Raw genomic sequence first — 20,477 nt, 5'->3', positions numbered from 1 at the left:
TGGGTCGCCTTGCGGCGCTGGATCAATTCACCAAACTTATTCAAATTTTAACGGTTCGCTTAAGAACTCGGCAGCGGTTGCGATCTAAGCAATAGGCTTAGGACTGGCAGGAAGGTCGATTCGCATGAAGATTTCACTCCAGACAGAGCTTGGCAATTTTCAGAACCGCCAAACGATTTACACGTTCGCCCTGAAGATGAGCTTCCTCGCCGTGACGCTGTCGTCCGTTGCCATCGTCCTGCTACTGCCGCCAATTTACTGGCTGGGCGCGCTGCCGGTGCCGCTGGCGGACGCGGTTGTCTATGGCGTGGTCCTCTCGTGGTTGATCGGCGGGATCGTGTCGGGGTCACTCGCTTTGCTGGCTGGGTACGCCATGCATCAGCTCAGCGTTTCGCGCGCCGAGTTTGAGCAACTGAGCCGCACGGATGTGCTGTCGGGCTTGCCGAACCGGCGGGCGTTCACGGAGGCGCTGGAGGGCATCGATGGCCAGGCCTGTCTGGCGATTTTTGATGTGGACCGCTTCAAGACCATCAACGACCGCTTCGGTCACGCTTGCGGGGACGCCGTGATCGTTGCTGTCGCCGCGGCGCTTGCCGCGTCGTTCGGCGGCAAGTCCGTCGCTGCCCGGCTTGGCGGTGAGGAATTCGGCGCGATCGTCGTCGGTGAGGCGCGCGAGGCGCGTATCGAGCAGGTCAGGGCGGCGTGCGCAATGCTCGCCGAGCGCGCCATCGTCGCCGATGGTTGCGCGATAGAGATCACCGTTTCCGCAGGTATCGCGGAGTTCGGAGCGGGTCGAAGCAAGGAGGCCGTTTACTCGGCCGCCGACAAGGCGCTTTACCTTGCCAAGGCTCTCGGGCGCAATCGCGTTGTGCACGAGGATGAAGGGCTCCAACCCGGCCGACGCCGGAATTCCACAGAGAACGGCCATGCAAAGGCAGTCGAGATCGGCTATGGCGGTGGCGTGAAGAACACAGGATAGTACCGCCCCGGCGTTTTGACGCTTGCCTAATCGGGAGCTATTTTGCATGGTCGGCGTCTCAATCGTAATGGACATGTCATGCAGCGCGTTACCTCCTATCTCCCCGCCGGCACGCCTTCCTCGAACCCGATAGGCAAGGTCGTTCTGCCGCATGATCTCAGGCACCTGCGCCGCAAGCTCCTGCATCTCGAAAACGGAGACATGGTCATGCTCGACCTGAAGGAGCCGGTGCTATTCGCCAGTGGCGACATGCTGGTTCTGGAAGATGGAGAGTTGATCGAGATCGTGGCCGCTGACGAGAAGCTTTTCGAGATCAAGGCGAAGGATCGTCTGCATCTCATTGAACTCGCGTGGCATCTCGGCAACCGGCATCTGGGCGCACAGATCGAAGAGGACCGCATTCTTATCCTCCGCGATCACGTGATCCGTTCGATGCTTGAGGGCCTTGGCGCGACGGTCAGCGAGATTTCCGAACCGTTCCAGCCTGCACGCGGCGCCTACCATTCGCACGGCAACCATTCGCATGGTGCCGATCACGGCCACTCGCATGGCCACCACTCTCACGACTGAGTATTCATGACGGAGGACAGCGATCTTCTGGCGCTGCTACGGTTGATGGCGTGGCTGTCGCCTGCCTTTCCCGTTGGCTCCTTCGCCTATTCGGGCGGGCTGGAGCGCGCCGTGAATGACGGGCTCGTCACTGATGCCGCCTCGCTAGAAAGCTGGGTGACTACGGTGCTTTCCCAGGGAGCGGCGTGGAATGACGTCGTGCTTTTTGCCGCAAGTCATCGCGCTCAGGATGATGCGGCATGCCTCGCCGCCGTGGCCGAACTTGCCGAAGCGCTGGCCGGCTCTCGTGAGCGGCATCAGGAGACAATGCTGCTTGGGGATGCGTTTCTTTCTGCTGCTCGTGCCTGGCCGGATGCGGTTTTCAACCGGTTACCGCGAGATGTCGCTTATCCGGTGGTAGTTGGTGCCGTCGCCGGTGCGCATCGGATCGCTCCTGAAAAGGCGATTGGCGCCTTCCTGCATGCTTATGTTTCACAGGCCGTCTCGGCAGGCATTCGCCTCGGCATTGCCGGGCAGAAGGACGGCGTGGCGATCGTCGCCGCTCTGGAAGGCGACATTGCCGGCATTGCGCACCGCGCTGCCCTGTCGACGCTGGACGACCTCGGCTCGGCGACCGTCCAGGCGGATATCATGTCGCTTCGTCACGAAACGCAGTCGACACGGCTGTTTCGCTCGTGAAAGCCGTTGCTGAAGCTGTCGTCGGCGGCCTGCGTCATTTGCCGGTGGTCGCATTTCCGACGCCGCGCTATCATCCGTTTCGATTGGAGTTCAGAACATGAAATCAGGAAATGGACCTTTGCGGGTCGGTATCGGCGGTCCCGTCGGTTCGGGCAAGACGGCGCTCACGGAGAAGCTCTGCAAGGCAATGCGGGACGACTATTCGGTGGCTGTCGTTACCAACGACATCTACACGACGGAGGACGCAGAAGCGTTGATGCGCATGCAGGCGCTGCCGTCGGAGCGGATCGTCGGCGTAGAAACGGGTGGCTGCCCGCATACTGCCATTCGCGAGGATGCGACCATCAACCTGCAGGCCATCGCGGGCCTTAGCGCCCGTATCCCTGATCTCGACGTGGTGTTCATCGAGTCTGGAGGCGACAACCTCGCGGCAACATTCTCGCCGGACCTTGCCGATATCACGATCTATGTCATCTCGGTCTGCCAGGGTGAGGAAATCCCGCGCAAGGGCGGACCCGGGATCACCAAGTCCGACTTGCTCGTCATCAACAAGAAGGACCTGGCGCCCTACGTCGGCGCTGATCTCGAGGTTATGGACCGCGACGCGACGCGCATGCGGGAAACGCGGCCCTTTGTCTTCTCGGACATGAAGCGCGGCGATGGCGTCGGCTCGATCGTCAGCTTCCTCAAGGAGCAAGGCGGCCTTTGACCGCCTAGATCTCCTTGAGCGTATTCAGGTTGCTGATCTCGATCGAGCGGCCGCTGACTGTCACCCCGGCCTCGCGAAGGGTCGAAAAGGCGCGCGACAATGCTTCGGGCGCAAGCCCGAGCTTGCGCGCCAACAGGCTCTTTTGAAACGGCAGGCGCAGGGAGGCGGCAACGCCTTGCTGCGTGCTATGGGTCAGCAGATAGCCGGCCACGCGCTGCGGCGCTGTCTGCATGCGGTCGCTGGCGAGGCAATCGATCGTCGATAACAGGTGCCGGGAGAGGCTGCGCAGGATCGCGGTTCCGATGCGCGGGCGCGCTTCCAACAATGCCCTGACTTTTGCAAGATCGAAGCGCGCAAGCATCGCATGCTCCATCGCCTGCGCGCTATAGTTATAGCCACCGCCGTCGAGGAGAAGGCATTCGCCGAAGCTGTCGCCCGGTTCGCAGATCCGGATGTCGGCCTCTCGACCATCGCCACCAAGCCGGTAGAGGCGCACATAGCCCGACAGTACGCAATAGAAGTAGCGTGCCTCATCGCGCTCGCGGAAGAGGTTGCCGTGGACCTCATGGCGGACTGCGGTTGCGCAAGACAGCAGCGCGTTGCGCTCCTCCTCGCTCAGGCCTGAAACAATCAAGGCATCAGCAAGCATCACCTTCTGGGCGGCACTCAGCTTAAAGGCCTTCGTCATCTCTTTCTCCGTGGTTGCTTGCGGCAGGCGCTTTCCGCCTGCCATACCGCAAGAATAACCGGAGAGAGGGGCTGCAGATTTGATCTGGATCAAGTCTGGCCCGAGAAACAAAAAAGCCGGGGCGAACCCCGGCTTTCGATCTTAGAGGTGCTATTCCGCCGCGAAGGGTGGTAGCCGGACGACGTTGTCGGACGAGTTGCCTTTCTTCCCAGGCTTTTCGATGGCGGTTACGCGATCGTCGAGGGAGCCGACCGCCTCGGTCAGTTCTTCGCGCGACAGGGGCAGTTCTTCCTGATCCTTCTTGCCGACGAGACGACCGAACATCCAGCCGAGCAGGCGGGACAGATCGTCCATGATGAGGAAGAAGGAGGGAACGACGACGAGCGAAAGCACCGTCGAGACAATGATGCCACCGATGACGGCGATAGCCATCGGCGCACGGAACGAGCCGCCTTCGCCGACGCCGAGCGCTGACGGCAGCATGCCGGCCGACATGGCGATCGAGGTCATGATGATCGGGCGGGCACGCTTGCGGCCAGCCTCCACCATGGCTTCGACCCTTTCCATGCCGCGATGGCGCATCTCGATCGCGAAATCGACCAGCAGGATCGCGTTCTTGGTAACGATACCCATGAGCATCAGGATGCCGATCAAGACGGGCATCGATAGGGGGTTGTTGGTCAACAGCAGCCCGACGGCCACGCCGCCGATAGCCAGCGGCAGCGAGAACAGGATGGTGAAGGGCTGGATCACGTCCTTGAAGAGCAGGATCAGCACCGTCAGCACCAGCATCAGGCCCATCAGCATGGCGTTGACGAAGCTCTGCTGCATCTCCTTCTGCACTTTGGTATCGCCGCTCTCGACCAGCTGAACCGTCGCGGGGATGTTGGCATCCTTGACGATCTGGCGGAAATGCGCCGATGCTGTATCAAGCGCCACGCCCTGTGGCAGATCGGAACCGATCGACACGACGCGGTTGCGGTTGTTGCGCTTGATGGAGCTGACACCTTCCGAATAGTCGATATCCGCGACGGTCGAGAGCGGCACTGTCGTACCGCTTGCGGTCTGGATCTTCAGCGCCCTGAGAGCCGCTAGGTCGCGGCGCATGTCCAACGAAGCCTGCACGCGGATCGGGATCTGGCGATTGTCGAGGTTGATCTTGGCGAGCGCCGCATCGACATCGCCGATCGTGGCGACGCGGATGGTCTCCGAGATCTGCTGCGGTGTGATGCCCAGACGAGCGGCCTGATCCTTTCGAGGGCGAACCTGAAGTTCGGGACGGGGCAGGGCGCCATCCGCACTGACGTTTGCCAGCGACGGGTCGGCGCGCAGCTTCGCTTCGAGAATACCGACAGCGTCGCTCAGGTCCTTCTCGTTCTTGGATAGGAAGTTGAACGACAGGTCGCGCTCGCCGCGGTCGTTGAGTTTCAGGATGCGAACATCCGGGATATGGCGGAGCTTGGCAAAGACTTCCTTTTCGATATCCCACTGCGGACGGACGCGGCCGTGAAGCTCGACTTTCGGAAGATGCGGGCCAATGACCGGGATGGAACCCAGGACGTCGTTGACGAGCTTCTTCACCAGGGACTGGTCAAGCTTCTGGAGGGCGAGCGTCACTGTTGCGCGACGCAATTCGAGGTCGCCCTTCGGCGACGCGCCGCCGAGTACGAAGACGCTTTCGACCCCGTTGATACCCTGAACGTTCCTGTAGACCTCGTCGGTGGTCGCTTCGGTGTCGTCGAGCGTCGCGTTCGGCGGCAGTTCGACGGACAGCACGATGCGGGAGGCGTCTTCCGGCGGCAGGAAGCTGCCGGGAACTTGTGCGAGCAGAGCCACGGAACCAACAAGGAAGGCGATTGCTGCGATCAGTGTCGCGTAACGACTCCACCAGCGGCTGGTGGTCGCGCGCACAAGCCGGGTATAGCCACGGAAGAACCAGCCGTCATTGTCGTGGTGGTCCTCTATGCCGTCTTCGGCGCTCATCAGATAGGCGGCCATCATCGGTGTGATGAGACGCGCGACCATCAGCGAGAAGAAGACGGAGAAAGCAACCGTCAGGCCGAACTGGATGAAGTACTGGCCGGGAATACCGGGCATGAACGACACCGGCACAAAGACCGCGATGATCGTGAATGTCGTTGCGATCACGGCAAGACCGATTTCGTCGGCGGCCTCGATTGCGGCGCGATAGGGTGTCTTGCCCATCTTGATGTGACGGGCAATGTTCTCGATCTCGACGATGGCGTCGTCGACGAGAATACCGGTCGCCAGCGTCAAGGCGAGGAAGCTGACGAGGTTCAGCGAGAAACCCATCAGGTCCATGATCCAGAAAGTGGGGATCGCAGACAGTGGAAGGGCGACCGCGGAGATCAACGTTGCGCGCCAGTTCCTGAGGAATAGGAAAACGACGACGATAGCGAGCAGGGCGCCTTCAAGAAGCGTGTGCAGGGCGGCTTCGTAGTTGCCGTAGGTGAAGTAGACGGAGTCGTCGATGAGCTCGATCTTCACGTTCGGGTTTTCGGCCCGGACCTTTTCGAGGCTATGCGACACGGTTTCCGCGACGCTGACTTCGCTGGCACCCTTCGAGCGGAACACGCCGAAGGTCACAACCGGCGTGGCGTTGAAACGCGAGAAGGATTTCGGCTCTTCGTAAGTGTCCTTGATGGCGCCAAGATCGGAGACCTTCACGAAGCGGCCGTTGGGTAGCGCGATGGTCGTATTGGCAAGCTCGGCGACGTTGCGTGCATCGCCGAGAACGCGGATCGCCTGCTCGCTTCCGGCCACCTGGCCACGACCGGAACCGAGGTCGACGTTGGTGCCGCGAAGCTGCTGGTTCACGCTTGCTGCGGTGATGCCGTGGGCGTTGAGCTTGTCAGGATTGAGTTCGATGCGCACCTCGCGGTCGGCACCGCCGTAGCGATCGACGCGGCCGATGCCGCTCTGCCCCTGTAGCGAACGCTTGATCGTATCGTCGACAAACCAGGACAATTCCTCGAGTGTCATGTCCGGGGAGGAGACGGCAAAGGTTTGGATCGCCTGGCCTTCGACATCGATCTTGGAAACGATCGGCTCTTCGACGTTGGCCGGAAGATCGCTGCGGATACGATCGATCGCATCCTTGGTGTCCTGCACGGCCTGCTCTGTTGGCACTTCCATGCGGAACATGATGACGGTCTGCGACTGGCCGTCGGTAACTGTCGACTGGATCTCGTCGATGCCGGTGATGCTGGCGACAGCGTCCTCGATCTCCTTCGTCACCTGCATTTCGAGCTCGGCAGGCGAGGCGCCGCTCTGGGTCACCACGACTGAGACGAGCGGGACGTCGATGTTCGGGAAGCGCGTGATCGGCAGCTTGTTGAACGCCTGAATCCCCACGAAAAGTAGCAGGGCGAAGCCCAGAAGCGGCGCGATGGGATTTCGGATAGACCAGGCTGAAAAGTTCATCGAGTCGTCTCTTAGTTGGAAACCGGGGGCTGCTCACGCACCGGCGTGATGTGATCGCCGTCGCGGACATAGGCGCCGGCCTTGGCAACGACTTCTTCGCCAGCTGTCAGTCCTTTGATGATCTCGACATAGGCGCCGTCCTGGATGCCGGTCTCGACCGTCACGAATTTCACCACATCACCCTCGACCTTCCGGGCCGAGGAGCCTTCGCTACCGGTCAGGACGGCAGAGAGGGGAAGGGCAACGTTCTCCGTCGTGCGCACGACAATATCGGCACTGCCGTACATGCCGGAGCGCGCCTTGCTGCTGTCGTCGATCAGGATATGAACCAGACCAAGACGCGTCAGGGGATCGACCGTTGGCGAGACAAGGCGAACGGAGCCGGTAAGCTTCTCGCGGCTACCTGAAAGCGAAAGCGTTGCCTTCTGGCCCGGCTCGATCCTGACGATGTCGTTCTCGCTGACTTCAGCGACGAGCTCGACCTTGTCGTCGCGGATGATGGTGAAGAGTGGTTCGCCGGTGCCGAGCGCGATCGCCCCGACCTTGGCGTTCTTGGCTGAGACCGTGCCATCGACCGGGGTCTTCACATCAGTGCGAGCCAACTTGAGGTCGGCGTCGGCGATCTGGCTCTCCGTGACCTTGATATCAGCCATCGCCACCTGGATCGCCTGCTCAGCCGACGATACGCGTGCGTTCGCGGAAGCCGCGGCTGCATCGGCCTGTTCGACTGTGGCCGTCGACACGGTGCCCTTCTTACCCATTTCCTGGGCGCGCACCTGCTGTTGGCGCGCTTGCTCGGCATTTGCCTGGGCTTCGATCAGCTGCGCGCGCAGCTGCGCCATGCTCGCCTCATTCTTTGCCCGGGTTGCCTGCAACTGGCTCTTGTCCAAGACAAGAGCGTCATCGTTCAGCGTCGCGAGCGCGCTGCCCGCACGGACCTTGTCACCGACATCGGCGTTCAATGCGCGGATCGACAGGCCCTCGACCTGTGGCTGGATATAGATTTCCTCAACCGGCTTGACCGTTCCGGTCGCGACGACACGGTCCACAAGTGCGCGGTTGGACGCCTTCGTCACGACAATGGCGGGCAGGTTCTGCTGCGGTTTGGCGACCGGGGCTTCCTGGGCAAATGCCGTCGGCGCCGCGAGCGCAGCGAGAATCAGGGAGGCGCGTAGAGTGTTAAGCGGCGTGCATGCCATGCGTCTTCGTCCAGTTCTTGACAAGGTCAGCCAAGCTCGCGCGTTGTCGTCAGCTCGCGAAAAGGCCCAATCCAGTATTTGTATTCTCAGAGGTATTCCCGCATCTTCTGCCGGTTCTCAATCAAGAAGTCCCTCATCCGGCAAAAATTAGATTGTACGTGGTATCGTTTTGTCTATCGCACAAGTCCGGCGGAAAACAATTCCCCTTCAAGCCACGATAATTACCTTTAAAGGACAGATCAATCACCATGGGGTTATGTGAGCATTCCCATAGTTGATCATAACCTCGTGTCAATATGACGTTCGACACGAGCGCCAAGCGACACCGGCTTCAGATTTTTCTCTTTCTATCAAACAAGAACGCGCGGATCATCTCCGCGCGTTCGATTTAACCCGACTGTTGCTTACTTGGCAGCAGCGTCCGTGATGTCATGCGTCCATGCGCCCGTCGGCTCCTTGTTGATGATCTTCTGGTCGAGGAGCGCCTTGGCCGTGCGATCATAAAGCGTCGTGTCGAGCTTCCCGGATCCGTCGCCGATCAGCTTGGCGACTTCGCCCATCATCCGCTTCTGGTGGTTCTCATCCTGTCCACCGGCGTCGACCACGATGCCGGCCGCATCGTCAGGATTCTCGACCGCGTATTTCCAGCCCTTCATCGAAGCCTTGACGAACTTCGCCATCTTTTCCTTGAAGGCGGGGTCCTTGAGCTTGTCTTCGGAGGCATAGAGACCGTCTTCGAGCAGGTCGTTGCCCATGGCGGTGTAGTTGAACACGGTCAGTTCCTCAGGCTTGAAGCCGGCATCGATTGCCTGCCAGTATTCATTGTAGGTCATGACGGAAATGCAGTCTGCCTGCTTCTGCAGCAGCGGCTGCACGTCGAAGCTCTGCTTCAGAACGGTGACGCCATCGGCGCCGCCGTCGGTCTTCAAGCCGATCTTGTTCATCCAGGCGAAGAACGGATATTCATTGCCGAAGAACCAGACGCCGAGCGTGTGGCCCTTGAAATCGGCTTCCGTCTTGATCGGACCGTCCTTGCGGCAGATCAGTTCCATGCCGGACTTCTGGAAGGGCTGGGCGATGTTGACGAGCGGCACGCCCTTTTCACGGGCAACCAGAGCGCCTCCCATCCAGTCGACGATGACGTCGGCACCGCCGCCGGCAATCACCTGCTCAGGCGCGATGTCTGGACCACCCGGCTTGATGTCGACGTCGAGGCCTTCCTCTTCGTAGTAGCCCTTCTCCTTGGCAACGTAGTAGCCGGCGAACTGCGACTGGGTGACCCACTTCAGCTGAAGCGTCACCTTGTCTGCAGCCATCGCGTGGCTTGCTCCCAGCGCCATTGCGCTCGCCATCATTGCAACAACCAGTTTTTTCATTTTCTTGGTTCCCTCTTTTGTTATGCCCCAATCCCATTCGCGGGAAATAAAGCGACGCCTAGCCACCACGGATAGACGGATGCCAGAACGTCACCGCCCGCTCAGCAAGGGCGATGGCGCCATAGAAGACCGAACCGGCAAGCGCCGCAACGGCGATTTCGGCCCATACCATGTCGACATTCATGCGCCCAATCTCGGTGGAGATACGGAAACCCATGCCGACGATCGGCGTACCAAAGAACTCCGCGACGATGGCACCAATCAAAGCCAGCGTCGAGTTGATCTTCAATGCATTGAAAATGAACGGCATTGCTGCGGGAAGCCGGAGCTTCAACAGGGTCTGCCAATAGCTGGAGGCGTAGGTCTGCATCAGGTCGCGCTCCATCGGACCAGATGCGGTGAGGCCGGCGACGGTGTTCACCAGCATCGGGAAGAAGGTCATGATGACGACCACGGCCGCCTTCGATTGCCAGTCGAAGCCGAACCACATGACCATGATCGGCGCGACGCCGATCATTGGCAGCGCCGAGACCATGTTGCCGATCGGCAGCAGGCCGCGGCGCAGGAAGGCGATGCGATCGGCGAGGATGGCGACAATGAAGCCCGAGGCGCAGCCCATGATGTAGCCCGCGAACACCGCCTTGAAAATCGTCTGTCTGACGTCGTCGCCGAGCGTCGGCAACGATCCGACGATGCGCGCACCGATGGCGCTCGGCGGCGGTAGCAGCACGAACGGAATGCCGGCGCCGCGGGTTGCCGTTTCCCAGAGGATCAGGATCCAGGCGCCGAAAATCGCCGGCACCAGCAGCCGGAGCGCCGTGTCGTTGCTGCGGGATTTCGCGCGGATTTCAACGATCTCGCTGACCGTTCGCCAGGCGAGCAGCCAGCAGGCGGCGATCAGCAGGAAGAATGGTTTGGCCGCCAGTCCCTCGTTGCCCCTTAGGCTACTGAGCAGCATCCATGCGCCGCCATGGGCGCCGATGAAGAGCACCGCTGCGCGGCTGGCCGGCGATTGCGGCAGGAATGAAATGAGGGTCGCGGCGGCGATGAGGACGAGGATGATTGCAGTCACGCCGTCCGAGGGCGGTTGGGGGGCTGGGGTGGAAAACAGCGGCAGCGATACGAAGGCAGCAGCCGCGAGAACGAGGGCGACCACGCCCTGCCAGGACGCTTGCTTCATGCGGATCTCCCGCCCATGGCCCTGTCGACGATCCTGGCGGCAATGCTGACGATGGCGATCAGCAATGCGGCGAGCAGCGAGCCGGCGATCAAGGCAGCCCAGATGTCGATGGTCTGGCTGTAGTAGGCTCCGGCGAGCAGCTTCGAGCCGATTCCGGCAACAGCCCCGGTCGGCAGTTCACCGACGATGGCCCCTACGAGGCTTGCGGCGATCGCAACCTTCATCGAGGTGAACAGGAAGGGCACCGAGGCCGGTACACGGAGTTTCCAGAAGGTCTGCGACGCGGAGGCGTTGTAGGTGCGCATCAGGTCGAGGAACATCACTTCAGGCGAGCGCAGACCCTTCACCATGCCGACAGTGACCGGGAAGAACGACAGATAGGTCGAGATCAGCGCCTTGGGGATCAGCCCGGTGATGTTGATGGCGCCAAGCACGACGATCACCATCGGGGCGATCGCCAGGATCGGGATCGTCTGCGAGGTTATGATCCACGGCATTAGGCTGCGGTCGAGCGCCTTGATGTGAACTATACCCACGGCGATCAGGATGCCCAACAAGGTGCCGAGGCCAAAGCCGAGTACCGTGGAGGAGAGGGTGACGCCGCTATGGTAGACGAGGCTGCGGTTGCTGGAGAGCTTTCGCAGGAAGGTGTTCTCGAAGAAATTCTGCGCCACCTGATGCGGGGCGGGGAGCAGCGGTTTCGGTTGCGAAAGCGTCTTGCCGATGAACTCGATGGTGCCCGGCGTCTGGTTGGCGCGGGCATCCATGTCGCGCTGAAACGAGGCGTTCATCAGGATGGCGGCAATGTACCAGATGACCACTAGTACGGTCAGGATCGATGCGACGGGGATGAGTTTGTCCTTGAGGGTGTCGGGTTTCATGGGATGGGCTTCTTCAGGAAAGGAGCGGCTTGCTTCTGAATCTCGACGAAGACGTAATGCGGTCCGTCCAACACCTGGTCGTTGTCGAAGCGCAGCACTTTGAAGCCTTGATTGCCGAGGAACCGATCTCGTTGCAGGTCGTGCTCCCGCCCGTGGGCGGTCTCATGGCTGTCGCCATCAACTTCAACGACGAGGCGTGCCGAGAGCCAGGCGAAATCGGCGATGTAAGGTCCGATCGGCGTTTCGCGGCGGAAGCGCGCGCCGTAGGGGCGGAGGTCGCGGAGCATGCTCCACATCGCGGTTTCGGCCTTTGTCAGGTCTCGCCGGAGGCGTTTTGCGCGTTCGCGGGTTTTAGGCGTGATGTTGGAGTGTGGCATCTAGACCCCTCCCCAACCCCTCCCCACAAGGGGGAGGGGTAGGCCCGTGGTGGCTGCCGAGTTATCTATCAACCGCTGCGCTTGTGGGACGCTGCTATCGGTCCGAAACCTTGAGGCTGGGAAGTCCCTCCCCCTTGTGGGGAGGGGTTGGGGAGGGGTCTTGAGCTGCAAGTTCCTAGTGCTCATAGCTATGCCCCGCTCTCAGCCCCTCGCGGACGCGGTGGGCGATTTCGAGGAATTCCGGGCTCTCGCGGATGTCCAGAGGTCGCTCCCTGGGCAGCGGCGAGTCGATGATGTCGGTCACGCGGCCCGGGCGCGGCGACATCACGACGATCTTGGTCGACAGGTAGACGGCCTCCGGGATCGAGTGGGTGACAAAGCAGATCGTCTTGTTGGTGCGCGCCCAGAGCTTCAGCAATTCTTCGTTGAGGTGGTCGCGGACGATCTCGTCAAGTGCGCCGAAAGGCTCGTCCATCAGCAGAAGGTCGGCGTCGAAGGCGAGTGCACGGGCTATCGAGGCGCGCTGCTGCATGCCGCCGGAAAGTTGCCACGGGAACTTCTTTTCGAAGCCGGACAGGCTGACGAGGTCGAGCGCTTCGGCAATCCGCTTCTTCCGGTCGTCTGCAGGATAGCTCATGATCTCCAGTGGCAAGGCGATGTTCTTTTCGATCGTGCGCCAGGGATAGAGCGCCGGCGCCTGGAAGACGTAGCCGTAAGCACGCGCCTGGCGGGCTTCCCCGGGCGTCATGCCGTTGACGGTGATGTCGCCGGACGTCTTCTTTTCGAGATCGGCGATGACACGCAGAAATGTGGTCTTGCCGCAGCCCGAGGGGCCGATGAACGAGACGAAGTCGCCTTTTCGCACGTCGAGGGTGACGTTGCTCAGTGCATGCACGGGGGCGTCATTCGCCTGATAGGTGAGACAGAGATCCCTGGCGGATACGACGGAGGCAGCTTGCGTCAATGCGGATGGATCCTGTTTTCCCCGCGCGGCGGGGGTTTGCGTGATATTATGAGTACCGGTTTTCAAGGAACCGGCAAGCTCCATGGAGGATGAGGATGGACGCGACATCAAAGCCTACCTGTCATATTGTCCGCCCCAGCCATGCCTATGACGGCAAGCAGGGGCTCAGTTACTTCGAAGGCATTGCCGCCGAGACGGTGGGCGCCAAGGGCATCTGCATGCACCTGTTGACGATCCCGCCGGGTGTGCGCGCCAAGGCGCACCTGCACGAGGCCCACGAAACGGCGATCTACATGCTGTCGGGTGAGGCGCACACGTGGTACGGCGACGAACTGGAGCACCACGTCATCGTGCACGCCGGCGAGTTGTTCTACATCCCCGCCGGTGTTCCGCACCTGCCTGCCAATCTCAGCAACACGCCCTGCACGGCGATCATCGCTCGCACTGATCCGAACGAGCAGGAAAGCGTTGTGCTGTTGCCGGAGCTGGATCGGCTGGTGCCGGGCTGATCGTGGCACGGATCAGACCCCGCTGGCCGGAATGCCTGTCCGCTCGACCTTGCGCGGCGCGGTGATCTCCTTCCAGGTCGAGAGCGCCTTGCTGACGGCCGTCACCGGCTCGCGCTTGACGAATTCGCCATGGCCTTCGCGGGTCTTGATCGTATCCTCCTCGATGGCGACGACACCGCGCGTCAGCGTGTAGCGTGGTAAGCCGGTGACCTGCTTGCCCTCGAAGACGTTGTAGTCGATTGCCGATTGCTGCTTATTGGCGGAGATCGTCTTGGTGCGCTTCGGATCCCAGACGACGAGGTCGGCATCGGCGCCGACGAGGATCGCTCCCTTCCTCGGATAGATGTTGAGGATCTTGGCGATGTTGGTTGAGGTGACGGCGACGAACTCGTTCATCGTCAGGCGGCCGGTGGCGACGCCGTAGGTCCAGAGCATCGGCATCCGGTCTTCGAGACCGCCCGTGCCGTTCGGGATCTTGGTGAAATCGCCCACGCCATAGCGCTTTTGGTTCGTGGTGAAGGCGCAATGGTCGGTGGCGACAACCTGCAAAGAGCCCGAGGCGAGGCCGGCCCAGAGACTGTCCTGATGCTGCTTGTTGCGGAACGGAGGGGACATGACGCGGCGTGCGGCGTGGTCCCAGTCCTTGTCGAAGTACTCGCTCTCATCCAGCGTCAGATGCTGGATCAGCGGCTCGCCGTAGGCGCGGATGCCCTTCTGGCGGGCGCGGCGGATTGCTTCGTGGGCCTGTTCGCAGGAGGTGTGGACGATGTAGACCGGGCAGCCTGCCATGTCGGCGATCATGATGGCGCGGTTTGTCGCTTCGCCTTCGACTTCGGCCGGGCGGGAGTACGCGTGGGCCTCGGGACCATTGTTGCCTTCGGCCAGCAGCTTTGCCGACATCGAGGCGACGACGTCGCCGTTCTCGGCGTGAACCAGCGGCAATGCGCCGAGTTCGGCACAACGATGGAAGGAGGCGAACATCTCGTCGTCGTTCACCATCAGCGCACCCTTGTAGGCCATGAAGTGCTTGAAGGTGTTGATCCCCTTTTCCTGAACGACCGTCTTCATCTCGTTGAAGACCTGCTCGCTCCACCAGGTGATCGCCATGTGGAAGGAATAGTCGCAATTGGCGCGGGTCGACTTGTTGTCCCACATGGTCAGCGCTTCGAGCAGCGACTGGCCGGGCGAGGGAAGCGCGAAATCGACGACCATCGTCGTGCCGCCGGAAAGGGCGGCGCGCGTGCCACTCTCGAAGTCGTCGGCGGAATAGGTGCCCATGAACGGCATTTCCAGATGGGTGTGCGGATCAATACCACCCGGCATGATGTAACAGCCCGACGCATCCAGTGTCTCGCTGGCCGAAAGGTTTTGGCCGATCTCGACGATCTTGCCGCCGTCTATCTTCACATCCGCCTTGTAGGTCAGGTCGGCGGTGACGATGGTTCCGCCCTTGATGACTGTGCTCATGATCAGTTCCCTTGTATTGCTTCATTGCGGCTCTGCGTCCGCCGGAAAGAGAAAAGGCGGGAGTGATCCCGCCTTGATTATGCAACGATTTCAGCGGTCTCGACGACGGCGTGGAAAAGTACGTCGGCACCGGCCGTTGCCCATTCCTTGGAAATCTCCTCGGCCTCGTTGTGACTGAGGCCGCCGACGCAGGGGCACATGACCATGGTGGCAGGTGCGACCCTGGCCGCCCAGCAGGCATCGTGGCCGGCGCCGGAGATGATGTTCATGTGGCTGTAGCCAAGCCGCTCGGCGGCATTGCGGACCGAAGTGACGAGCTTGGGATCGAAGGTCACCGGTTCGAAATGGCCGATGGCTTCGATCGAGCAACCGACGCCGAGAGCGCCGGTGATCTTCGGCGCATCTGCCTCGATCTGCGCCCGCATACGGTCGAGCTTTGCCTTGTCGGGCGAACGGATATCGACGGTAAAGACGACCTTCCCCGGCAGCACGTTGCGCGAGTTTGGCGAGAAGTACACCTGGCCGACGCCGCCGACGGCGCCCGGTTGGTTCTCCATGGCGACACCCTGAACCATCTCGATGATGCGGGACATGGCAAGGCCGGCGTTGACGCGAAGATCCATCGGCGTGGAGCCGGTGTGAGCCTCCCTGCCGGTCAGCGTGAATTCAAGCCACCAAAGGCCTTGACAGTGCGTGACCACGCCGATCTGCTTTTCCTCGGCTTCGAGGATTGGTCCCTGTTCGATGTGATACTCGAAATATGCGTGCATCTTGCGGGCACCGACGTCCTCATCGCCGACCCAGCCGATGCGCTTCAGTTCCTCGCCGAAGGTCTTGCCCTCGGGATCCTTGCGCTCGTAGGCGTATTCCAGCGTATGGACACCGGCGAAGACGCCGGAGGCCAGCATGGCCGGCGCGAAGCGCGCGCCTTCTTCATTGGTCCAGTTGGTGACGACGATGGGATGCTTGGTCTTGATGCCAAGGTCGTTCATCGTGCGGACGATTTCCAGCGCGCCGAGTACGCCGAGCACGCCGTCATACTTGCCGCCGGTGGGCTGGGTATCGAGATGCGAGCCGACATAGACGGGAAGCGCATCCGGATCGGTCCCGGCGCGTGTCGCGAACATCGTGCCCATCCGGTCTATGCCCAAGGTCATGCCCGCGCCTTCGCACCATGTCCGGAAAAGGCTGCGCCCCTCGGCATCGGAATCCGTCAAGGTCTGGCGGTTGTTGCCACCGGCGATACCCGGACCGATTTTTGCCATGTCCATGAGGCTGTCCCAGAGACGATCCCCGTTGACGCGCATGTTCTCGCCTGGTGCTGCCACCATGTCCGTATTCCCATCTCTTTTTTCCTGGGTCATGCAAGGGGCATGCCCGTCTGTTCCCGTGGTCATTTACTGGCGCTTTTGTTTGTTTTGTTAGCGCCGGAAAATCCTCAGTTGCCTTTGCCTTGCATCTGGCGGATATTTGACCGATTGGTAAACATTACAGCTTCCGGCGCTGGGCTCAAGACGAAAATCAGCAAAAATACAGACAAAATTGCGGATGGACACGCGTTGTTCTGACAAGCACTCATACTCGCTGATTTTGAGTGAAATGATTGAATTTTAAGGGGAAATGCGATCGATATGGCAATTCCGAGAGCGGCCAGAACCCAGCGGCGCACGCGCATCCAGGAAGAGAAGGAAGAGCAGATCCTTGAGGCCGCGCTCGACGTGTTTTCGGTTAGCGGCTTTCGCGGCTCCACCATCGATCAGATTGCCGAGGTGGCCGGCATGTCGAAGCCCAACCTGCTTTACTATTTCCGTACCAAGGAGGCGATGCACCGGGCGCTGATCGACAGGGTTCTCTTCACGTGGCTGGAGCCGCTGCGCGCCTTTGACGCCGAAGGAAATCCGGAAAGCGAGGTTCGCAGCTACATCAGGCGCAAGCTGGAAATGGCCCGCGATTTTCCCCGTGAAAGCCGTCTCTTCGCCAACGAAGTTCTGCAGGGCGCGCCGCATATCGAGGACGAACTCAAGGGACCGCTGAAGGATTTGGTCGACGAAAAGGCCGACGTGATCCGTGCCTGGGCGAAGGCCGGAAAGATCGCCAAATGCGATCCGTATCATCTGATCTTCTCGATCTGGTCTACGACACAACACTACGCGGACTTCGACGTTCAGGTGCGCGCCGTTCTCGGGCAGGACTATTCCGGTGCCGGTCGGTTTGAAGACGCGGCGCGGTTTCTCGAGCAGCTCTTCATCGACGGGTTGAGGGTAAAGCCCACCCCGTCTTCATGAATTAGCAGGCGGCATGATCCGTGCGAGCATGCTGGCTACGCTTTCGATCGTGTAGGGTTTTTGCAAGAACTCGGTCCCGACGCTTCCGCGAGCTTGCAGGGCTGCTTCGGCATAGCCCGTCGCGAAGATCACCGGCGTTCCCTTCGCTTGCAGCCTCGCCGCCACCGGTGCACTCGTTTCCTCGCCAAGATGGACATCCAGCACTGCAAGGTCGAAATTCTGGCTTTCGATCAACTCGATCGCCAAGGCGACATTGGGTGCGAGCGCCACCTCGATCGCGCCCAACTGAAGGAAGATATCTTCACCATCCATCGCAATGATGAGATTGTCTTCAACCAGCAGGATTTTGCGATCCGCCAACGGCTTCCTTTCGACATCGGTCGGCGCCACGTGCAACTCTTCAGATCTGCCGGATGACATTGCGGCCGGTGCCTGAGCAAAAGTCACGAACTTTGCGGGGATGGTGAGGTGCGCATGCAAGCCGGAGGGATCATAGACAACGTCGGCCTTGCCACCGAGGTCATAGGGGATCGACCGGCGGATGATCGTCGTGCCAAACCCCTGCCGGGACGGTTTGCTTACGGGTGGCCCATCGTTTTCCAGCCATTCGATCTGCAGATCGCCGGAGCCATCCGTCTCCCAGGATGCCTGCACGGTGCCGCTGTCGCTGAGGCTGCCATATTTGGCGCTGTTGGTCACAAGCTCGTGGAATACCAACGCGGCGGTGGAGAACGCCTGCGGCGCGAGAAGCGCCTCATCACCTCGCGTGATGATCCGCGCCGCATCCTTGCCAAGGTAGGCGGCCGCCTCCGCCTGTAGCAAGGATCTCAAGGGCGCCGGCGCCCAGTGATCGCGGGTGATCTGGTCGTGTGCACGCGCGAGCGCCTGTACGCGGCCGTCGAGGTGGCCGACAAAATCGGTAAGGTTTTCTGCCGTACCCCGCGACTGGCGGATAAGGCCGCTGATGAGGCCAAGAATGTTGCGGACGCGGTGGTTCAACTCCGCAATCAGGACTTCCTGCCGTTCGCTAGCTTGTTGGCGAATGGCATTCGTCTCGTCCGTCAGCCGAAGCACGACCTCGATGAGCGTCACGCGGATTGTTTCCGCCACGCTCCGCTCTGCCGGCGTAAATGGCTGGGAGCGGCCGCGAACCAGCTCGGACCATATTTCGAAGCTTTTTCGCGGTGTCAGTCTTGGCCCATTCGGGCCGTATTCGATCGGCTTGTGCGGATCTCCGGCCCATCGGACCGTTCGTACGATCTCTTGGCGGAAAAGAACGACGTAGTCGCGCGGCGACCGGGAGATCGGAATGGCAAGGAGACCGGCTGCAACGCTTGTCGGATCGGCGTCCGGCCAAAATCCCGCGATGTGATTGGTCGCAAAAACACGACCTGTGGAATTTCGGTTCAGTATCCTTACCAGGCTGCCGAACTGCTCCTGTGACGGGGCCAGGCCACTGAGTGCAGAGCGGCCGTTGATCCAGACACCGATTCCATCGGCGGGAATTGCGTCGGCCAGCGTTTCGATCAGCCAGGTCGGGTCGTCGAGCAGATTTGCATTGTCGGCGATCGAGGTCAGCAGGCTGTCTGCGATCCGACGCGCCTTGGTCTCGAAGTCGAGAGCCAGCCGACGCTCGCGGCTTTCGAGGCGAGACGCGAACATCTGACCAAGGAGCTCTGCCATCGACCGCCGTTCGAAGGACGGAAGCCGCGCCGTGTAGTGATGGCAGGCGAAAAGCCCCCATAACTTGCCATCGACCAAGATCGAAATGGACAGCGACGCGCCGACTCCCATGTTTTTGAGATATTCGATGTGGATCGGCGACACCGAGCGTAGAATCGACATGGACAGATCGAGGGGGCGTCCATGCTCGTCGACTTGCGGCATAACGGGAACATTGAGGGCGTCCACGTCGGCTATGACGCGAAACAGGTTTCGCGTGTAGAGCGCGCGTGCCTGGGCGGGAATGTCCGACGCGGGATAGTGCAGGCCGAGGAACGATCCGATACCGGCACGTGCAGCTTCGGCAACGACTTCGCCCGATCCGCTTTCGTCAAATCGGTAGACCATGACGCGATCGAACCCTGTCAGGGCGCGAGCCTGCCGGGCGCCCTCGCGGAAGAAAGCGTCGAGCGTTTCCGTCTGGTCCAGCCGCGTCATCATGCTGCGGAGCGACATCGTCGAGCCGCCCTGGCTACCTTCCTGCGAAAGCTCCGCCTCGATCACAACCTGTCCATCGCTCATGTGAACGGCAATATCGAACAAGGCGCTGTGGTCCGAGAGGGTCACGCCGAACAGCCGTTCGACCATATCCGGGCCGCGCATGACGGTCAGGCGGTTGCGGATTGCGTGCAGGGTTGGAGAATGGACAATCCGGGATAGCGGCTGCCCTAGTACATCCTGATGCGGCACGCCGATGAACTGTTCAAGGTTTGTCGATGCTCGCGTTACGATCCAGTCGGATGACGATACCAGCAGGAAGCCAAACGGCTGGATCGCGCCAAGACTTTGAATGGGCTCGCGATCACAATTGGTCAGGTCGACTCTTTCCGCGGCTTCGGTCACGAGATCTGAAGCTCCAGCTCTATCGCGGCTGCCTCACGAAACAGCGCGAAGACGGCGCGGGCGGCATCAACCGCTGCGGTCGGGTCTGGCAGTGCCGCATTGTCGAGGCGATCCATGAAGCTCCGGGCGCTGCCGCGGGCGCCGTTTGGCGTCAGGTAGCGGGAGGGCAGGGTCGACGGCACCTGTCTGGCCAGCATGGCGCCGCCGAGTTTCGATCCTTCAAGCACGTAGGCGGCGCCCCAAAGGTGCGCCTCCTCGCTTAGCGCCGGCGCCGGCAGTTGCGGGGGCATTTCGACGTCGAGATCGGCCAGATCCGCCATCAGTAGTGCACGGCGTCGCCGATCGGGCCAGTCCGGAACAAGGGCATCGATGCCGGCTCTCTCGAGCGCCGCTTCCACGCCCGGCACAATTCTCGCGTGAGCCGATAGGAAGCTACGATAGCGAAGGGGGTCTGCAAGATCGAAGCGGCCAAAGATTGCATCAACCGCTGCGTGGCTATTGCTGGTCTCGGCGCGAAGGGCGCTGCGTAGAGGCATACGGTCGAACTTCCTTTGTATTCAAATCATTGGCGTAGCTGCAAATATGCGGCAGAGTATCGCCAATTCC

Annotated in this window: 18 protein-coding genes; 6 read left to right on the top strand and 12 right to left on the bottom strand. The window is 61.1% G+C overall.

From position 1 onward, the window contains the following. Positions 1-118: 118 nt before the first annotated feature. The 4 genes from ASC90_RS03315 (at position 119) to ureG (ending at position 2,936) form a co-directional block, all read left to right on the top strand. A complete protein-coding gene (locus ASC90_RS03315; RefSeq protein WP_244480292.1) occupies positions 119-979 on the top strand; it encodes a GGDEF domain-containing protein in 861 nt (286 codons plus the stop codon). Positions 980-1,057: 78 nt separating this feature from the next. Next, on the top strand, positions 1,058-1,549 hold the full coding sequence (gene ureE / locus ASC90_RS03310) for an urease accessory protein UreE (protein WP_056535352.1): 492 nt from the start codon (positions 1,058-1,060) through the stop codon (positions 1,547-1,549). 6 nt (positions 1,550-1,555) lie between these two features. Further along, complete coding sequence (locus ASC90_RS03305) at positions 1,556-2,227, top strand: urease accessory protein UreF (protein WP_056535351.1); 672 nt, start codon at positions 1,556-1,558, stop codon at positions 2,225-2,227. Between the two features lie 97 nt (positions 2,228-2,324). Continuing rightward, positions 2,325-2,936, top strand: a complete 612-nt coding sequence (gene ureG, locus ASC90_RS03300; RefSeq protein ID WP_056535350.1) for an urease accessory protein UreG — start codon at positions 2,325-2,327, stop codon at positions 2,934-2,936. A 4-nt stretch (positions 2,937-2,940) separates the two neighbouring features. Here ureG and ASC90_RS03295 read toward each other — a convergent pair whose 3' ends face one another. The 8 genes from ASC90_RS03295 to ASC90_RS03260 form a co-directional block, all read right to left on the bottom strand. Next, entirely contained in the window at positions 2,941-3,624 is a 684-nt protein-coding gene (locus ASC90_RS03295) for a Crp/Fnr family transcriptional regulator (RefSeq protein ID WP_056535348.1), read from the bottom strand. Between the two features lie 150 nt (positions 3,625-3,774). Next, positions 3,775-7,068 carry an efflux RND transporter permease subunit gene (locus ASC90_RS03290; protein WP_056535346.1) on the bottom strand — a complete coding sequence of 1,098 codons (3,294 nt, stop codon included), beginning with the start codon at positions 7,066-7,068 and terminating at the stop codon, positions 3,775-3,777. A gap of 11 nt (positions 7,069-7,079) precedes the next feature. Then, positions 7,080-8,267, bottom strand: coding sequence for an efflux RND transporter periplasmic adaptor subunit (locus ASC90_RS03285; protein WP_056535343.1), 1,188 nt, complete (start codon positions 8,265-8,267; stop codon positions 7,080-7,082). A 404-nt stretch (positions 8,268-8,671) separates the two neighbouring features. Then, positions 8,672-9,643, bottom strand: a complete 972-nt coding sequence (locus ASC90_RS03280; protein WP_056535339.1) for an ABC transporter substrate-binding protein — start codon at positions 9,641-9,643, stop codon at positions 8,672-8,674. Positions 9,644-9,701: 58 nt separating this feature from the next. Beyond that, positions 9,702-10,823, bottom strand: a complete 1,122-nt coding sequence (locus ASC90_RS03275) for an ABC transporter permease (RefSeq protein ID WP_056535338.1) — start codon at positions 10,821-10,823, stop codon at positions 9,702-9,704. After that, entirely contained in the window at positions 10,820-11,704 is an 885-nt protein-coding gene (locus tag ASC90_RS03270) for an ABC transporter permease (protein WP_056535337.1), read from the bottom strand. Before ASC90_RS03270 ends, ASC90_RS03275 begins: the two co-directional genes overlap by 4 nt. Beyond that, complete coding sequence (locus tag ASC90_RS03265) at positions 11,701-12,081, bottom strand: DUF559 domain-containing protein (RefSeq protein ID WP_056535336.1); 381 nt, start codon at positions 12,079-12,081, stop codon at positions 11,701-11,703. Before ASC90_RS03265 ends, ASC90_RS03270 begins: the two co-directional genes overlap by 4 nt. A 175-nt stretch (positions 12,082-12,256) precedes the next feature. Continuing rightward, positions 12,257-13,045, bottom strand: a complete 789-nt coding sequence (locus ASC90_RS03260) for an ABC transporter ATP-binding protein (protein WP_056535334.1) — start codon at positions 13,043-13,045, stop codon at positions 12,257-12,259. A gap of 95 nt (positions 13,046-13,140) precedes the next feature. On the opposite strand from ASC90_RS03260, the gene ASC90_RS03255 reads away from it, so the two are divergent. Continuing rightward, positions 13,141-13,554 (top strand): cupin domain-containing protein, encoded by a 414-nt coding sequence (locus ASC90_RS03255; RefSeq protein ID WP_056535333.1) that lies wholly within the window; start codon positions 13,141-13,143, stop codon positions 13,552-13,554. Between the two features lie 12 nt (positions 13,555-13,566). Here the strand turns inward: ASC90_RS03255 and hydA are convergent, their stop codons facing one another. Both hydA and ASC90_RS03245 read right to left on the bottom strand, forming a co-directional pair. After that, positions 13,567-15,021, bottom strand: a complete 1,455-nt coding sequence (hydA, locus tag ASC90_RS03250; protein WP_056535327.1) for a dihydropyrimidinase — start codon at positions 15,019-15,021, stop codon at positions 13,567-13,569. A 77-nt stretch (positions 15,022-15,098) separates the two neighbouring features. Beyond that, the gene (locus ASC90_RS03245; protein WP_056535325.1) at positions 15,099-16,352 is read right to left on the bottom strand and encodes a Zn-dependent hydrolase; all 1,254 of its coding nucleotides are present in this window, start codon (positions 16,350-16,352) and stop codon (positions 15,099-15,101) included. Between the two features lie 300 nt (positions 16,353-16,652). Here ASC90_RS03245 and ASC90_RS03240 point away from each other — a divergent pair, with 300 nt between their 5' ends. Next, a complete protein-coding gene (locus ASC90_RS03240) occupies positions 16,653-17,306 on the top strand; it encodes a TetR family transcriptional regulator C-terminal domain-containing protein (protein ID WP_056535321.1) in 654 nt (217 codons plus the stop codon). Here the strand turns inward: ASC90_RS03240 and ASC90_RS03235 are convergent. Then, positions 17,301-19,871, bottom strand: coding sequence for an HWE histidine kinase domain-containing protein (locus ASC90_RS03235; protein ID WP_056535319.1), 2,571 nt, complete (start codon positions 19,869-19,871; stop codon positions 17,301-17,303). The genes ASC90_RS03240 and ASC90_RS03235 overlap by 6 nt on opposite strands. Beyond that, positions 19,868-20,407: a biliverdin-producing heme oxygenase gene (locus ASC90_RS03230; protein ID WP_056535317.1), complete on the bottom strand. Its 540-nt coding sequence runs from the start codon at positions 20,405-20,407 to the stop codon at positions 19,868-19,870. Before ASC90_RS03230 ends, ASC90_RS03235 begins: the two co-directional genes overlap by 4 nt. Positions 20,408-20,477: the final 70 nt, after the last annotated feature.

The organism is Rhizobium sp. Root1220 (genome assembly GCF_001426265.1).
GTDB lineage: Bacteria > Pseudomonadota > Alphaproteobacteria > Rhizobiales > Rhizobiaceae > Rhizobium.
This window is presented reverse-complemented; position numbering and strand designations above follow the sequence as displayed.

Bases quoted from the DNA above. Each gene is read 5' to 3' on its own strand.
- ASC90_RS03295 (WP_056535348.1), bottom strand. From the start codon at position 3,624: ATGACGAAGGCCTTTAAGCTGAGTGCCGCCCAGAAGGTGATGCTTGCT.
- ASC90_RS03255 (WP_056535333.1), top strand. From the start codon at position 13,141: ATGGACGCGACATCAAAGCCTACCTGTCATATTGTCCGCCCCAGCCAT.
- ASC90_RS03270 (WP_056535337.1), bottom strand. From the start codon at position 11,704: ATGAAACCCGACACCCTCAAGGACAAACTCATCCCCGTCGCATCGATC.
- ASC90_RS03265 (WP_056535336.1), bottom strand. From the start codon at position 12,081: ATGCCACACTCCAACATCACGCCTAAAACCCGCGAACGCGCAAAACGC.
- ureE (WP_056535352.1), top strand. From the start codon at position 1,058: ATGCAGCGCGTTACCTCCTATCTCCCCGCCGGCACGCCTTCCTCGAAC.
- ASC90_RS03230 (WP_056535317.1), bottom strand. From the start codon at position 20,407: ATGCCTCTACGCAGCGCCCTTCGCGCCGAGACCAGCAATAGCCACGCA.
- ureG (WP_056535350.1), top strand. From the start codon at position 2,325: ATGAAATCAGGAAATGGACCTTTGCGGGTCGGTATCGGCGGTCCCGTC.
- ASC90_RS03240 (WP_056535321.1), top strand. From the start codon at position 16,653: ATGGCAATTCCGAGAGCGGCCAGAACCCAGCGGCGCACGCGCATCCAG.
- ASC90_RS03245 (WP_056535325.1), bottom strand. From the start codon at position 16,352: ATGGTGGCAGCACCAGGCGAGAACATGCGCGTCAACGGGGATCGTCTC.
- ASC90_RS03285 (WP_056535343.1), bottom strand. From the start codon at position 8,267: ATGGCATGCACGCCGCTTAACACTCTACGCGCCTCCCTGATTCTCGCT.
- ASC90_RS03290 (WP_056535346.1), bottom strand. From the start codon at position 7,068: ATGAACTTTTCAGCCTGGTCTATCCGAAATCCCATCGCGCCGCTTCTG.
- ASC90_RS03280 (WP_056535339.1), bottom strand. From the start codon at position 9,643: ATGAAAAAACTGGTTGTTGCAATGATGGCGAGCGCAATGGCGCTGGGA.
- ASC90_RS03305 (WP_056535351.1), top strand. From the start codon at position 1,556: ATGACGGAGGACAGCGATCTTCTGGCGCTGCTACGGTTGATGGCGTGG.
- hydA (WP_056535327.1), bottom strand. From the start codon at position 15,021: ATGAGCACAGTCATCAAGGGCGGAACCATCGTCACCGCCGACCTGACC.
- ASC90_RS03275 (WP_056535338.1), bottom strand. From the start codon at position 10,823: ATGAAGCAAGCGTCCTGGCAGGGCGTGGTCGCCCTCGTTCTCGCGGCT.